The sequence below is a fragment of the Anaerosalibacter massiliensis genome, assembly GCF_024623155.1.
GTDB lineage: Bacteria > Bacillota > Clostridia > Tissierellales > Sporanaerobacteraceae > Anaerosalibacter > Anaerosalibacter massiliensis.
In genome coordinates, this window is record NZ_JANJZL010000004.1 from 295,804 (window position 1) to 311,460 (window position 15,657).

Below are 15,657 nucleotides of genomic sequence, written 5' to 3' on the forward strand. Positions count from 1 at the left end.
AAACTATATATTTAAATTGGGATTGCAGTTAATAGATGAGAAGCTGTTGGAGTTATTGAAGTGAAAATAAGCTTGGAAAATCTGATATTGTTTCTAAAGAATAATATTTACAGTTGTGTGATGATTAAGAATAGGTTACTAGAGAATCTCTGGTAGCCTATTTTGTTTTGAAGCAAAATATAAATAATTAACTATTGTTATATATAATAACAATAGTTGAAAGTCCTATTATTGAAAAATGCAATAGTATTGGAAACTTTTTTTATTTACATGTAATATATTAATTGAAAATAAGAAAATAATAAATTCAATTTAAATTAAAAATTGAAATGGAGGGTTGATATTTATGTCCCATATAAAAGAAAAGCTTTTGAAGGATTTAGCTGAATCTGTAGTAGATATGGACGAAGATAATGCTGTAGATATTGCAAACGATTTCATAGAGAGAAAATATGATCCATATGAAGGTATTTCTAATGGTCTAGCTATTGGGATGGATAAGGCAGGCAAGCTTTATGAAGAAGAGGAATACTATATTCCGGAGCTTTTGATGTGTTCAGATGCTATGTATGCAGGTATGGATGTTCTAAGACCTCATTTAAAGTATGATGAAACTGATGAGAAATATAAAGCGGTAGTTGGAGTAGTGGAAGGAGATACCCATGATATAGGAAAGAATCTATTTAAAATCATGTTGGAAACTACAGGGTTTGAAGTATATGATTTAGGAAGAGATGTGCCACCTAATGAGTTTATTAATAAGGCAAAAGAATTGGGAGCTAAATTAATTGGTCTTTCAACTTTAATGACAACTACTATGGATAATATGGAAATAGTTATTAATTTATTGAAGGAAGAAGGTATGAGGGATGATGTAGTAGTTATGGTTGGAGGAGGGCCAATATCACAAAATTTTGCAGACAAAATAGGGGCAGATGGATATGCACCTGAGGCTTCAAGGGCTGCAAGATTAGCTAAAGATCTGGTAAGGGGGAAGATGAATGCCATTGTTTAAAGATGAAATGACACCTATGGAGAGGGCTATTGCTCTTTCAAAAGGAGAAGATGTAGATAGAATTCAATGCAATCCTAATCTATCTAATGGTATTGCAAGAGTTTTAGGATGTAAGATTTCAGAGTTTAACTATAGTGCTAGAACTTTAGCAGATGCAGTTATTGCAACTCATAGAAGATTTGGCGGAGATAGTGCAAAGGTATTTACTGATCTTTTTATTATTGCAGAAGCTATGGGTGCTAAGATGAAATATCCAGAAGATGAAACAGTGGATCTTTTAGAGCCAGCCATAAAGGATATTTCAGAAATATATAAATTAGAGCCTATAGATCCATATAAAGATGGAAGATTACCAATCCATATTGAAGCTATGAAATATGTACAGAATGAAATAGGAGATGAAGTTCCTTGTACTGCTTTAGTTGTTGGACCTTTTACATCTGCTTTCTTTTTGATTGGTGTAGAAACTATGACGAAGATGATGATAAAAGATCCTGAATCAGTTCATAAATTATGTGAAATTTCTTTAGAAAACTGTATAAGATTTGCAGATGCTACTATTAAACAAGGAATAGGTATAAGTATTGCAGATCCTATGTCTTCTTGTACTGTAGTAAGTCCAAAGCATTTTAGGAAATTTTCAAAGCCGTATTTAAAGAGATTTATAGATTTTATCAAGTCTAAAGGATCTGGAACTTCAATACATATATGCGGGAAAACAGATAATATATGGGAAGATATAGTAGATATAGGTGTGGGAGCTTTAAGTATAGATAATATTGCAAGCCTTAAAAATTGTACAGAAACTGTAGGAGACAGAATAAAGATAATGGGCAATGTTGACCCTTCTTCAATAATGTATGCAGGTACTAAAGAAGATGTTAGAAAGGCTACACTTAAATGTGTAAAAGATGGATATAAATCTCCTAAAGGATATGGCATTATGTCAGGATGTGGACTTCCAGTAGAAACTCCTATAGAAAATATTGATGCTATGCTAGATACAGCTAGAGAGATTGGGTGGCCAATTACAGATGAAAAATTAGAAGAATTGATGAGTTTTAGTAGATATGAATAATATGAATTGAGTTAAGGGGGAAAATTTTATGACCATAAAGTCATTATCTAAAAAGGAAAGGTTATTTCGTGCAATAAAAAGAGAAAAAATAGATCGTCCTCCTTGTATTTGTCCTGGCGGTATGATGAATATGATTATAGAAGATATTATGGATATTACTAAGGTGGAATGGCCAGAAGCTCATAGGGATGCAGAAATGATGGCGAAGCTTACTATGGGAGTTTGTGAAAATGGAGGATTTGAAAATTTTGGAGTACCATTTTGTATGACTGTAGAAGCAGAATCTATGGGAGCTACTGTAGGTTTAGGTACCAAGATAAATGAACCTAGAGTTATAGAATATCCAATTAATTCTGTTACTGAGTGGAAAAATCTTAAAGAATTAAATTTAAATAAAGGCAGAACCAAAGTAGTTTTAGATGCTATAAAAATACTTAAAAGTAAAAATTCTGATGTTCCTATTATAGCTAATTTGGTAGGGCCTGTAAGCACAGCATCTTCTTTGATGGAGCCTGTAGATTATTATAAAGAACTTAGAAAGAAACCTAAAGAGGCTCATGAATTTATGGAATTTGTTACGAAAAATCTTATATGTTTTGCTAAGGCTGAGATAGAGGCTGGAGCAGATATATTAGCTATTTCAGATCCTAGTGGTACAGGAGAAATTTTAGGACCAAAACTATTTGCAGAGTTCGCCGCTCCTTATTTAAACAAAATAGTTAGTGCAATTAAAAACTATACTCCAGGAGGAACCATAATACATATATGTGGAAAACTAAAAAGTGTATATGGAATACTTAATTCTCTTGACAGTGATGTTATAAGCTTTGATTCTATAGCTAATGTGAAAGAAGTAGCAAACAATGTAAATAATAAGGCTATTATGGGAAATGTAAGTACTTTAGCCCTTGAAAAAAGTTCTCCAGATATTATAAAAAATCTTTCTAGAGGTTGTATAAAAAGTGGAGTGAATATATTATCTCCAGCTTGTGGTATAGGTCCGAGAACTAAATTAGAGAATATACAGTCAATGGTAGAGGTTGCTAAAGAATCAGCATCAGAAAATATAATTTTGAAATTATCATAGATGGAGTGAAAAATTTATGAGCATATTAGAAATATATAACAAAGATATATTCTATAATTATCAAGAAGGCAAAAACCTTCTTGATATATTGCAAGACAGCGGAGAGATTATAGAAAGTCCCTGTGGAGGAAAAGGATATTGTGGAAAATGCAAAGTACAGATATTTAAAGGGAATCTAGATAAGCCTACAGAGGAGGAACTAAAACATCTTTCAAAAAAGGAAATAGGAAAAGGTATAAGGCTTAGCTGTTTTGTTTATCCAAAGGGTGATATATGTGTAAAACTTTTATATGAAGAAGAAAAAAATTATAAAGCACTATCAGATGGCTATATTCCTGAGATAGAGTTGAACCCTATTATTCACAAAGAAGTTATTACTTTGGAAAAGCCTACACTGGAAAACAATATTTCTTATGAGGAAGTTTTAAAAAAATCCATAGGTAGAAAGTTATATTATGATAATACTGAATTTTTAAAGGCTTTAGCCAATGTATATAGAGAAGAAAAAGCCACTTTAGTATATTATGAAGATAAATTGATAGGTATAGAAGCTGGAGATACAAAAGAAAAGCTATATGGTGCTGCAGTAGATATTGGAACTACTACAGTAGTTGTATCCCTTATAGATTTAAATATTGGTAAGGAAATTGCGACAGAAACTTCTATAAATCCTCAGAAAGAATATGGTCTTGATGTACTATCCCGTATAGATTTTGTAAAAAGAAAGAGGAATGGTCTCTATCTATTGCAAAAGGTTATAGTAGATTGTATAAACTCTCTACTAGAAAACCTATGCAATAAAAATGATATAGATATTCAAAATATCTATGAGGTATCTGTAGGAGCTAATGCTACTATGATGCATTTGCTGTTAGGAATTGGTACTAATACTATAGGAAAATCCCCTTATGCTACAGTTTTCTCAAAAGAGAAAAACTTATGGGCTAAAAGTATTGGACTTGAAATATCACAGTTTGGAAGATTGTACTGTTTGTCAGGAGTTTCTAGTTTTATTGGTGCAGATATTGTGGCTGGAGCTATAGTGGCTAATTTGAAACATACTAAAGATAATGTATTTTTCATTGATATTGGAACAAATGGAGAAATGATATTGTCCAAAGAAGGAAAATTAGCATCATGTTCTTGTGCAGCAGGTCCAGCATTAGAGGGAGCAAATATAAGCTGTGGTATGAGAGCAGCAGAAGGAGCTATTGAAGGCATACAGTTTAATGAAGAGGGGGTTGCACTTCAAGTAATTGGAGATGCAGAACCTGTAGGAATATGTGGCAGTGGTATATTAGAAGCTATAGCTGAGCTTAATAAAAAAGAACTTATAAAAAAGTCTGGAAGATTGAAAAGAAAAGAGGATTTAGAAAGAGAAGGGCGTCATGTATTAGCGGAGCATATAATGGAAGAGGACAAGAAGAGGAAAATTATTATATGTAAAAAGGGAGATGAAATAATATCCATAACCCAAGAGGATATTCGACAAGTCCAGTTAGCTAAAGGTGCTATTTCTTCTGGATTCTATTCTCTTATTGATTTTATGGGTATGGACATTGATGATATTGACAGTATAGTTATAGCAGGACAGTTTGGAAGACATTTAAAGACAAGTAGTTTGACTGGTGTTGGAATCATACCAGAAAGCCTAAATGATAGGATAAATTATATAGGGAACTCCTCTAAGACTGGAGCTGTGATGTGTTTATTGTCCAAGGATGTAAGAAAGGAAATGGAGGATTTAGCTAAGGATATAGAGTATTTTGAATTGTCTACAAAGGAAGGTTATGAAAAGCTATTTACTAAATGCTTGACTTTTGGATAAATAGGAAATAAAAATGTTTTTAACTAATATAGATAGGTGATAAAATGAGTGAAATTATAGATTTTAAATGTGTAGGAGACAGAACGGAAGAAATACCTGAGAGTATAGTAACAAAAACAGGACTTAATTTTCCAGAAGTTCATACTGAAGCTAAATATATGGTAGCTCTATCAGAAGAATTAAAAGAATATAGAAAAGACACTTTATGTAGGATACCTTTTTGTAATACTGTAGAGGCAGAAGCATTAGGTGGAAATATTAAACTAGGAGATGCTAAAACAGGTCCTAGGGTGAAAAGTTATGCTTTCAATTCTATACATGAATTGATAAAAATTGGAGAAATGGATTTGACTAAAAAAAGAATAAATGAAGTTTTAAAAGCTGTAGAAATATTAAATTCAAAAGGAGAAACTGTAGTTTTAAATGTGGAAGGACCTTTTACTATCATAACTTCTTTATTAGATTCAAGAGTATTTTATAAGGCCATAAGAAAGAACAAAGAAATGGTTTATGAACTTTTAAAACTTACAGAAGACAATATTGTAAAATATATAAAAGAAGGAATAGAGAGAGGAGCAAAGATAATATCCTATGGAGACCCAGCGGGATCTAAAGATATTGTTGGACCCAAAGTATATAAGGAATTTAGCGGGAAATCTACCTATAATATATTAAAACATATGGAGAGGGAATTAGGGGAGAGTATAATGCATATTTGTGGAAAGACATCTACAACTTTTCAGAATATGGGCTTTGTTAAATCCTATCCTATTAAATTTAAAAATAGGATAACCTATGGTGAAGCTATAGATTATATTTTAGAAAACAGAAGAGACATAAATATTATAGGCCACAATTGTATTAAAAGAACAGCTTTGGAACTGAAAAATTCTACTCTTTGGTCTATAGAGTTTTTATAGAAATGACATATGGAGGGATATGTAATGTTGAAAGATAGTATGACTCCAATGGAAAGAGCCATGGCATTAAGTAAAGGCTTAGATGTAGATAGATTGCCTTGTAATCCCAATATAGCAAACGGAGTTGCTAGAATCTATGGGTGTAAAATTTCTGAATTTAATACAGATGGAAAGACTTTAGCTAAGGCACAAATAGCTGCTTATCGTAAATTTGGTTATGATGGGGTACGAGTTTTTACAGATCTTTTTACTTGGGCAGAAGCTATGGGTGCCAAAGTAAAACTTCCAGAGGACTATACAGCAGATATTGTAGGACCTGCTATAGAAGATTATAAGGATGTGGATAGGTTAAAGCCTGCAGATCCTTATAAAGATGGGAGATTACCAGTACATGTAGAAGCTATGAAATATTTAGTTAAAGAATTAGGAGATGAAGTTCCATGTTCTGGTGGTATAGTAGGATCTTTTACAAATGCTTTCTTTTTAGTTGGTACAGAAAGAATGACAAAACTAATGTTTAAGGATCCAGAAATTGTTCACAAGCTATGCGAGGTATCTCTTCAAACACTAATAAATTATGCGGAGGTTGTTATAGATTGTGGATTAACTGTAACAATTTCAGAGCCAATGTCATCATGTACAGTAGTTAGTCCAAAGCATTTTAGAGAATTTTCTTTACCATATTTGAAAAGGTTAGTTGAATATATAACTTCTAAAGGGAAGGGAGTTACTATGCATATTTGTGGCAAAACAGATGCTATATGGGAAGATGTAGTAAGTACAAGAGCAGCAGGATTTAGTATTGATAATGTAGTAGATTTGAAAAAGTGTAAAAGAACTGTAGGAGACAAAATCAAAATAATGGGAAATGTAGATCCAGCATCTATTATGTATCTAGGTACGGAAAAAGATGTGAAGAAAGAAGTTATTAATTGTGTTAAACAAGCATGGGATTCACCTAAAGGATATGTTGTTATGTCAGGATGTAGTTTGCCAGTAGAGACACCCTTTGAAAATATAGAGGCTATGATGGAGATAACAAGAGAGATAGGATATCCTATAAGAGAGGAAAGATTGGAAGAATTGTTAAATGAACTATAGTTTTTAAATATGAAGAAATCTCAGGTTTATGAAACATAAAAGATATAGAAAAATAAATAACTAGGAAAACAATTATTAAAAACGGAAATAATAGTTAAATTTTGTATATAAAAAACATATAGAATTATATCTCTGTTTTTTAAAATTACTTTTATGAAAGGGGAGATAATAATGAATAACTTACCAAAGGTATTTAATGATTTTAATGAGGCGAGAAGAAATTCATTTATAAAGGTTAAAGAATATAAAGATGCGGGAGAGCATATAGTAGGAATTTTTTGTACTTTTACTCCCATAGAGGTCATATATGCTGCAGGGGCCTATCCTATTTCACTATGTGGTATGAGTGATGAAACAATACCAGATGCTGAAAGGGACCTTCCAAAAAATTTATGTCCCCTTATAAAATCAAGTTATGGTTTTGCTTTAACTGAAAAATGTCCTTTTACATATTTTTCAGATATAATTGTAGGAGAAACAACTTGTGATGGAAAGAAAAAGATGTATGAATATTTAAATCAGATAAAACCAATGCATGTTATGCAGCTTCCTCAAGTTACAGATAGAAGGCATGCACTTTTAGTTTGGAAAAATGAAATTATTATATTGAAAGAAAGATTAGAAAAACAATTTAATACCAAGATAACAGATGATGACTTGAAAAAAGCTATAAAGAAATGCAATGAAGAAAGAAGGGCATTAAAAGAATTATATTCCCTAGGTAAAATATGTCCTCCTCCTATAACTGGAATGGAACTTCACACTGTTTTGCATGGTGCATCTTTTACTTTTGATAAAGATGAACAAAATAAAAAGATAATGGATATGGTAAAAGAGTTAAAAGAAGAACATACAAATGGGATTAGAAAGGTAAAAGAAGATGCCCCAAGAATTTTAATAACAGGTTGTCCAATTGGAGGAGTTGCAGACAAAATCATACCTATTATAGAGTCAAATGGAGCAGTAGTTGTATGCTATGAAAATTGTAGTGGCATAAAAGAAAAATCACGTTTAGTTGATGAAATTAAAGAGCCAATTGAGGCATTAGCTGAAAAATATTTGAATGTTGGATGTTCAGTTATGGCACCAAATGATAATAGAATTGAATTGATATCTGAGCTAATAGATGAATATAAAGTTGATGGTGTAATAGATATTATTTTACAGGCTTGCCATACCTATAATGTAGAAACTCGTAGGATTAAAGAATTTATAACTGGAGAAAAAGATATACCATATATGAGTATAGAAACTGACTATTCACAGGCGGATGAGGGACAATTAAAGACTAGAATAGCAGCATTTATAGAGATGTTATAATTATTCTGTGCTTATTCTAAGGAGGGATAGAAATATGTATTATGCTGGAGTTGATATTGGTTCTACAGCGGCTAAAACAGCTTTATTTGAAAATGATAAATTAATAGATACTTTTGTTGTGCCTACAGGTTGGAGTAGTATTGAAACAGCCAATATAATAAAAGAAAAAATTGTATCTAAAGGAATAAAAGAAGAGGAAATAGAAGTAGTAGCCACAGGCTATGGAAGGGTTTCTGTCCCTTATGCTAATAAAACGGTAACAGAAATAACTTGTCATGGAAAAGGGGCTGCTTATCTTACAGGAGAGGATTGTACTGTAGTAGATATAGGCGGACAGGATACAAAGGTTATAACTGTAGAAAAGGGTATGATAGTGGATTTCTTAATGAATGATAAATGTTCTGCAGGTACAGGAAGATTTTTAGAGATTATGGCAAATACTCTAGGAGTAGATATAAATACTCTCTGTGATTTAGCTGAAACTGGCAGTAATATCACTATAAGTTCCATGTGTACGGTTTTTGCAGAATCAGAAGTAATAAGTCTCATTGGTAGGGGAGAGAAAAAAGAGGATATAGCCTATGCTGTAGTTGATTCAATAGTAAGCAAAGTGGCCAGTTTGTGCAATAAGCATTCAAATAGGACAAACTATTATCTTACAGGTGGATTATGTGAATGTGACTATATAGTTAGAAGCTTGTCAAAAAAACTTAAAAGCCCTGTTAAAACAAATCCTATGGCAAGATATGCTGGAGCTATAGGGGCAGGCGTTTTAGCACAAAATCTAAAATAGAAAGGTAGTATAAGTTAAATAGTATATTTTCTATTTCAAGTGGTAAAATATTAAAAGAAAGATTAATTAAGCCTTAGGGAGGGATAATCTATAAATAATAAAAAAATATTAATTTTATTAATTGGAGTACTTATTCTAAGTTTTGTTTCAGGATGTGCAACTAACAACAAAGATAATAAAAATGTTATTCCAGAGGATAAGCGTAAAGAAGATAAGGTGGATGACAATATAGTAGATGAAAATAATAATCAAGACAATAAGACTATTGGACTAGAAGAAGCAAAAGATATAGCATTGAAAGAAGTAAATAATAGAAATGGGGTAATAGTAGATTACGAACTGGAAGGTACTTGGAATAACTATACTCATCATGATTTTGAAATACAATTAGACAATGAAAAACGTGAAGTAAAAGTAGATGCAAAAACAGGAGATGTAGTAGAGACTGAATCAAAGCAAAATAATCATAAAATTGCAGATTATGATAAATATATTGGTTTTGATAAAGCAAGGGATATTGCAATTGACAATATGAAAGATAAAAATGATGTAATAACTGAACTTGATTTAGAAAATCATAATAAGGAAAATAAAGGAGCTTATTATAAAGTCGAAATCCATACAGAAAATGGAGAATATGATATAAAAATAGATGCAGAAAGTGGAAAAGTAATATCCAGGGAATGAATTATATGAGGAAAAAGCTTTAACATGTTTATAGAGAACATGTTAAAGCTTTTTTTATTTGTATATACTAAAAATGGTATATTAGAAGTGGAAAAGAATAATAACTAGATACTGTTTTATATTTCTAACTAATAGTTAAATAAATATCTAATTGTTATATTGACATCATATAATCATCAACATATAATATAACCAACAAATAATTTGGAGGTTAATTATGAATACGAATCTTGTTAGACAAAAAGATTTCTTTTTATTAATGTTAGGAAAATTAGTTTCTTTACTGGGGAGTAATATGCAGCAATTTGCATTATCCTTATATGTACTTGAAATAACTGGCTCAGCTACTATATTTGCTTCTATGCTATCCATATCAATTATTCCTAGAATATTGTTATCACCAATGGCTGGAGTTTTTGGCGATTGGTTTGATAGGAAAAAAACCATAGTGATATTAGATATATTAAATGCGGTTATCATTGGAATCTATGCTATAATTTTTATTATAAATGAAAGTTTCTCTTTATCCATGATTTATTTACTAGTTATTTTATTAGAGGTTACTGAAATATTTTTTGGTTCTGCCATGTCTGCTGTTTTACCAAGTATGGTAGATAGAGAGGAATTACTTGATGCGAATTCTTTAAATTCATTAGTTATGAATATAGGACAATTATTAGCTCCTATAATTGGTGCTATAATTTACGAAAGTTTTGGTTTGAAACTTGTTTTGATAATAAATTCTATCAGTTTCTTAGCATCAGGTATTAGTGAAATGTTTATAGATATTCCTAAAAAACATAAGAAACCAGATAAGATAAGTATCAAATTATTTAAGAATGATTTAATGGAGGGAATAGATATTATTAAAGGAAATAAATTTATATTTACTATGATAAGTTTAGGAACAATAATTAACTTTGCTATTGCACCTCTTTTTTCAGTAGGATTAATTTTTATAATTAAGGAAGTATTAAAAGCAACAGATTTTCAATTTGGAGTATTTCAAATGGTTTTATCTGTGTCTATGATTGTTGCACCAATTTTATGCTCCGGTTATATAAAAAGAATTCCTATAGGAAAACTATCTTATATAAGTTTTATATTAGTAGGGCTACTTGTATTGATTATGGCTCCAATACCTTCTAGTATTATGATAAATAATTTTAGCTTAAACTTTATATATGTCTTATTATTAACAGTTTCCTTTATAATTGGAGTATTAGCTACAGTATCCAATATAGCTATAGGAACAATATTTAACCAAGTAACCCCTATTGAATTTATGGGGAGAACTTCCACAGTATTTAATTTAGCTGTAACAATTTTTATTCCAGCAGGGCAAATGATTTTTGGTTTTCTTTATGATATAATTTCACCAAGTTATGTAATAGCAATAAGTAGTATCATTATGATTGTAGTGGTTAGGATATATAAAACTGCTTTAATGGATATTGACATGGAAAAAACTGAAATAACGGGAGATGTGATAAATGAAATTTAAATTTTATTTAGAAGAAAGTAGACTTTATGATTTTTTACTATTTCCAAGACTACTATATTATAATGAAGAATTTGAAGCATCTAAAGAATTGGAAAATTATGAAGAAATAGTTGCAGATGATTATTCTGATTTTGTAAAAAAAATCGAGAATAGGTTAAAACCTTTTTCTAAAGAAATTGAAATTTTTTATATGAAACAATACTCAAGTGAATATGATTTTATAGATTTAGTGTCTAGATATATCGGAATAATTGGCTATAAAAATGAAGAAGATTATCTCAATAAATTATTAACATTAAATGAACATGATATCAAAAAAAGTATTATTCATTCTATATTAGTGACTAATGATGGATATTTCCCCTATTCAGATAAAACTATAAAAGAATCTGAAAAAATCATTAGTGATAATGACAAGATGATCTCATTTATTAAAGAACTACCTATTGAGGCTGGAGTAAAGTGGAATCTTTTTTTAATAGTACAGGAATCCTTAAAATATATGAAAATATATGTGGAGTTAATGACAAAGCTATTGCCTATTTTTGAAGAAATATACTTACCTTTTCAGGATGAAGTGGAGGAATACGGAGAATATCTAGTAGAGTTTTTAAATGATATGGGAGCTAAAGGTTTAGAAGAAATTACTTATTCAATATTAGATGCCAGTATATTAGATGATAATCAAATAAATATACTGATTTCTGCAATGTATTCTTATGCAATTTCAATTGCCAGTACAGCTAAAATCAATTATATTGCATGGGGTTTAAGGATGGAAGAAGCTTTCAAAAAAATTAAAGATATAAATGAAAATAAAACCTATGAAAGGGTACAGATATTTAAAAATTTTGGAGATAAAACAAGATATGGGGTGTTAAAGCTAATTGCATCAGGTGAAACATCTACTAAGAAAATTGCAAAAGTTTTAGATGTATCAAGTGCCACTATATCTTACCATATAAATAATATTCTTACTGCTAAAATAATAAAAATGGATAAAAGTAATAATAAATTTGGTTATGTAATTGATTATGAATTATTAGAGGAAACTATAGAAGAGTTTAAAAAAGATTTAAATTTTCCGGAATATTGATATGTATGAAGAATAATTAATTGTTGTCATTGTCTGCTTTTAAAGATAGTAAAATATTTATAATATCCTAATAATCTCTAAAAAAATAGTACTACCAAAAACAATAGTTGTTATTTATTACGTAAAATAAAATTATCGGAGGTGAGTAGTAGTGGCTAATATAAATAGAGATTCTGTATCTCTTGATTCATATGAAAAAATGGCTAAATACTATTTCAAGGAAGTTGATACTAAATCATTTAATGCCTATTATGAAAGACCTGGTTTAACATCTATTATTGGAGATGTAGAGGGAATGAAGGTTTTAGACGCTGGATGTGCTGCAGGTTGGTATACAAATTGGCTACTTGAAAAAGGCGCAGATGAGGTAATAGCAATAGATTTTAGCCCTAAGATGATTGATATGACGAAAATTAGAGTAAAGGATAAGGAAAATGTAAAGGTGATTCAACATGATCTAAATAATTCTTTAGATTTTATAGAAAATAGATCTTTAGATTTAATAGTTTCATCCCTAACTATACATTATATTAAAGATCTTAAGAGAGTCTTTAAAAACTTTTATGAGAAGCTCAAGCCAGATGGAAGGGTAGTTTTCTCATGCCATCATCCATTTTTAGATTTTATGTTATTTGAAAAAGAGGATTATTTTAAATTGGAGCTAGTTGAAGATGAATGGGAAACTAGTATAGGGACTATACAAGTGGATTTTTATACTAGACCACTTAGTAAGATTTTAGAAGGTCCACTATCTTCAGGTTTTGTAATTTCAAGACTAGAAGAGCCTATGCCTACGGATAAATTTAAGGAAGTAAATCCAGAAAAGTATGATATAGTACTTAAGAAACCAAGATTTTTATTTATTGAAGCTATTAAGAAATAGAGTATAGCAATTACTGTACTCTATTATTGAGTGTGCCTAGTTAACTTGAAAGTAAAAATTGTTTTATTATTTAATTTTTTGATTTCAATTTCTTTTAATTTTTTATATAAACCTATTTGCTGTCCATACCAATTTAAAAGAGGTGAAAAGATGTTTGAGGAAATTAATAACAGGCTTTTGAAACTAAGAGAGGCTTTGAAAAGAAAAAAGAAATTAGAGCTTATGTTAAATCAGTCAAAGAAAGAATTGGACACACAAAAGATTAAGAAAAATGAACTCAATAGAATTTTAAGTAAAGAAGAAAAAGATGTTAAGAAATTAGAATCATTAAGTATAACGGGATTATTTTATTCTGTATTAGGTAGCAAAGGGGAACAACTAGACAAGGAAAGGCAAGAATATTTTGCGGCCAAACTTAAATATGATGAATGTTGTAACTCTATAAAAGATATTGAAGCAGAAATTAGAATGTATACAGAAGAGTTAACAAAATATATAGGATTAGAAGAAGAATATGCAAGAGTGCTAAAAGAAAAACAGGAATTAATGTTAGGTAAAAATGATGAAAGGTCGCAAAGACTGATGACTAACCTGAATAAAGCTGCTAATTTAGAATGGGATATAAAAGAAGCTAAAGAAGCCATTAGTGCAGGGAATAATCTTCAAAGTGCTTTAAGTCAATTAATTCGGTCTCTGGAAAGTGCTCAAGGCTGGGGAACATGGGATATGCTTGGAGGAGGACTTTTGGCAACAGCTGCAAAACATTCAAAAATAGATGAGGCTAAAGAACAGGTATATAATGTTCAAAGATTAATCAGAGCATTTAAAAAGGAATTATCTGATGTGAAGATGCCTACGGATATTGATATAAATATTGGTTCATTTGAAACTTTTGCTGATTATTTTTTTGATGGACTTATATCAGACTGGATAGTTCAATCAAAGATAAATAATTCCCTAGATAGAATTCGTAGTATTGATAGAGATATAGGCAGTGTATTAAATGTATTAGAGAAAGATTTAAATAAATCATATAATGAACTGACTAGTACACAAGAATATATTAAAAGATTAATAGAAGATGAATCACCTCAATTCAAAACATCAAGAATATAAAAAAAGAATAGGTATTAATGATTGGCATAGGTGAAAACAGGAAATAGAAGAACAATGTACAAAATAGTAGTAATAATATTTTTATTGAGTTAGATATAGAAGATATCCATGTTTAAATCTAAAAAGAAGGATAATAAAAAAATAATGATAATAACGGGGAAGTAAACAATTCCTATTGTATAGTACTTGAAAATAAAATCTATTTTGAAGAAAAGCCAGAGGGTTATCTTGAGACTCCATAAAGAACAAAGTATGGAGGGAAAATCTTTTGTTGGTCAATATGACTAAAATAAAGAAAGACGATATTATATATTGTATCAATTAATATAGCTGTAAATAAAAGTTTTGCTTCAAAAAGACCAAAAACTTTAGATAAGCTTGATTTATGGGATAAGGTAGGTTAATTTACTAATAATTTTTTATAGAAAGTTATTATAAATTATAAAGAGGAAATATTAATATTATGTAGAACAATACATAGTATTAGGAAAGGCACTTAAGAAGTGAAATGAATATATAAATTTCATCTGCAGAAGAAAATATATAAGGGGGTATATATAATGGATGTTTTATCTGCAATACAAGGGAGAAGGAGTATAAGAAAGTATAGTAGCAAACATGTAGAAGAGGAAAAACTATTAAAAGTATTGGAAGCTGCTAGACTTTCTCCATCTGCAAAAAATCTGCAAGAATGGAGATTCATAGTTGTAAAGGATTCAGAACTAAGAGAAAAACTTACCAATGAGGCAATTAAGCAACCATTTGTTGGAGAAGCTCCAATAATTTTAGTCTGCTGCGGTACAGAAGCAAGTGGAATTATGAAATGTGGGCAACCACGTTATACCGTTGATCTATCTATTGCTACAGCATATTTGATATTAGAAGCATATGAACAAGGACTTGGCACTTGCTGGTTGGGAAGTTTTGATGAAAACAAGGTAAAAGAGATATTAGATATTCCAGAAGATGTAAGAGTAGTATCAATAACTCCACTAGGATATCCTTCAGAATCTCCAGATGAAAGACCAAGGAAAGAGCTAAATGAAATTATAAGTTATAATAAATATTAAAAGAGATGTTAATATTTAATTAAAAACAATATGGGGCTGTTTCATAACTGATTTATCAGTTATGAAACGCCTCTTTTTTTATGTTCAAGTTGACAACTGAAGTACCTAAGTTTCCATAAATTTAAATATATTTTTCTTAGTCTAATTTTAGGTATAGCA

Annotated in this window: 14 protein-coding genes; all 14 read left to right on the forward strand. The window is 30.1% G+C overall.

What is annotated here, in order from left to right; translation table 11 throughout:
- Nucleotides 1–346: 346 nt before the first annotated feature.
- The 14 genes from NSA23_RS08635 to NSA23_RS08700 all read left to right on the forward strand — a co-directional run bounded on the left by NSA23_RS08635 (nt 347) and on the right by NSA23_RS08700 (nt 15,498).
- On the forward strand, nt 347–1,015 hold the full coding sequence (locus tag NSA23_RS08635; protein ID WP_042682767.1) for a corrinoid protein: 669 nt from the start codon (nt 347–349) through the stop codon (nt 1,013–1,015).
- The gene (locus NSA23_RS08640; protein ID WP_042682765.1) at nt 1,002–2,093 is read left to right on the forward strand and encodes a uroporphyrinogen decarboxylase family protein; all 1,092 of its coding nucleotides are present in this window, start codon (nt 1,002–1,004) and stop codon (nt 2,091–2,093) included. The genes NSA23_RS08635 and NSA23_RS08640 overlap by 14 nt, the downstream gene beginning before the upstream one ends.
- 28 nt (nt 2,094–2,121) lie before the next feature.
- Entirely contained in the window at nt 2,122–3,180 is a 1,059-nt protein-coding gene (locus NSA23_RS08645; RefSeq protein WP_042682762.1) for a methylcobamide:CoM methyltransferase MtbA, read from the forward strand.
- 16 nt (nt 3,181–3,196) lie between these two features.
- The gene (locus NSA23_RS08650) at nt 3,197–5,008 is read left to right on the forward strand and encodes an ASKHA domain-containing protein (protein ID WP_042682760.1); all 1,812 of its coding nucleotides are present in this window, start codon (nt 3,197–3,199) and stop codon (nt 5,006–5,008) included.
- A 44-nt stretch (nt 5,009–5,052) separates the two neighbouring features.
- Nucleotides 5,053–5,928 carry a uroporphyrinogen decarboxylase family protein gene (locus tag NSA23_RS08655; protein ID WP_042682757.1) on the forward strand — a complete coding sequence of 292 codons (876 nt, stop codon included), beginning with the start codon at nt 5,053–5,055 and terminating at the stop codon, nt 5,926–5,928.
- A 24-nt stretch (nt 5,929–5,952) separates the two neighbouring features.
- A complete protein-coding gene (locus NSA23_RS08660; protein WP_222704799.1) occupies nt 5,953–7,029 on the forward strand; it encodes a uroporphyrinogen decarboxylase family protein in 1,077 nt (358 codons plus the stop codon).
- Between the two features lie 171 nt (nt 7,030–7,200).
- Complete coding sequence (locus NSA23_RS08665) at nt 7,201–8,349, forward strand: double-cubane-cluster-containing anaerobic reductase (protein WP_042682755.1); 1,149 nt, start codon at nt 7,201–7,203, stop codon at nt 8,347–8,349.
- A gap of 34 nt (nt 8,350–8,383) precedes the next feature.
- On the forward strand, nt 8,384–9,142 hold the full coding sequence (locus tag NSA23_RS08670) for an acyl-CoA dehydratase activase (protein WP_042682750.1): 759 nt from the start codon (nt 8,384–8,386) through the stop codon (nt 9,140–9,142).
- A 216-nt stretch (nt 9,143–9,358) separates the two neighbouring features.
- Nucleotides 9,359–9,829 carry a PepSY domain-containing protein gene (locus NSA23_RS08675; protein ID WP_042682749.1) on the forward strand — a complete coding sequence of 157 codons (471 nt, stop codon included), beginning with the start codon at nt 9,359–9,361 and terminating at the stop codon, nt 9,827–9,829.
- Between the two features lie 217 nt (nt 9,830–10,046).
- Nucleotides 10,047–11,333 carry an MFS transporter gene (locus NSA23_RS08680; RefSeq protein WP_042682747.1) on the forward strand — a complete coding sequence of 429 codons (1,287 nt, stop codon included), beginning with the start codon at nt 10,047–10,049 and terminating at the stop codon, nt 11,331–11,333.
- Nucleotides 11,323–12,429, forward strand: coding sequence for an ArsR/SmtB family transcription factor (locus NSA23_RS08685; protein WP_042682744.1), 1,107 nt, complete (start codon nt 11,323–11,325; stop codon nt 12,427–12,429). Before NSA23_RS08680 ends, NSA23_RS08685 begins: the two co-directional genes overlap by 11 nt.
- 151 nt (nt 12,430–12,580) lie before the next feature.
- Entirely contained in the window at nt 12,581–13,312 is a 732-nt protein-coding gene (locus NSA23_RS08690) for a class I SAM-dependent methyltransferase (protein ID WP_222704798.1), read from the forward strand.
- A 150-nt stretch (nt 13,313–13,462) separates the two neighbouring features.
- The gene (locus tag NSA23_RS08695) at nt 13,463–14,428 is read left to right on the forward strand and encodes a hypothetical protein (protein WP_050069844.1); all 966 of its coding nucleotides are present in this window, start codon (nt 13,463–13,465) and stop codon (nt 14,426–14,428) included.
- 560 nt (nt 14,429–14,988) lie between these two features.
- Nucleotides 14,989–15,498, forward strand: a complete 510-nt coding sequence (locus tag NSA23_RS08700) for a nitroreductase family protein (protein ID WP_042682742.1) — start codon at nt 14,989–14,991, stop codon at nt 15,496–15,498.
- Nucleotides 15,499–15,657: the final 159 nt, after the last annotated feature.

Coding starts and splice junctions, on each gene's coding strand:
- NSA23_RS08700 (WP_042682742.1), top strand. CDS start 14,989: ATGGATGTTTTATCTGCAATACAAGGGAGAAGGAGTATAAGAAAGTAT.
- NSA23_RS08665 (WP_042682755.1), top strand. CDS start 7,201: ATGAATAACTTACCAAAGGTATTTAATGATTTTAATGAGGCGAGAAGA.
- NSA23_RS08655 (WP_042682757.1), top strand. CDS start 5,053: ATGAGTGAAATTATAGATTTTAAATGTGTAGGAGACAGAACGGAAGAA.
- NSA23_RS08660 (WP_222704799.1), top strand. CDS start 5,953: ATGTTGAAAGATAGTATGACTCCAATGGAAAGAGCCATGGCATTAAGT.
- NSA23_RS08670 (WP_042682750.1), top strand. CDS start 8,384: ATGTATTATGCTGGAGTTGATATTGGTTCTACAGCGGCTAAAACAGCT.
- NSA23_RS08640 (WP_042682765.1), top strand. CDS start 1,002: ATGCCATTGTTTAAAGATGAAATGACACCTATGGAGAGGGCTATTGCT.
- NSA23_RS08680 (WP_042682747.1), top strand. CDS start 10,047: ATGAATACGAATCTTGTTAGACAAAAAGATTTCTTTTTATTAATGTTA.
- NSA23_RS08650 (WP_042682760.1), top strand. CDS start 3,197: ATGAGCATATTAGAAATATATAACAAAGATATATTCTATAATTATCAA.
- NSA23_RS08685 (WP_042682744.1), top strand. CDS start 11,323: ATGAAATTTAAATTTTATTTAGAAGAAAGTAGACTTTATGATTTTTTA.
- NSA23_RS08695 (WP_050069844.1), top strand. CDS start 13,463: ATGTTTGAGGAAATTAATAACAGGCTTTTGAAACTAAGAGAGGCTTTG.
- NSA23_RS08635 (WP_042682767.1), top strand. CDS start 347: ATGTCCCATATAAAAGAAAAGCTTTTGAAGGATTTAGCTGAATCTGTA.
- NSA23_RS08645 (WP_042682762.1), top strand. CDS start 2,122: ATGACCATAAAGTCATTATCTAAAAAGGAAAGGTTATTTCGTGCAATA.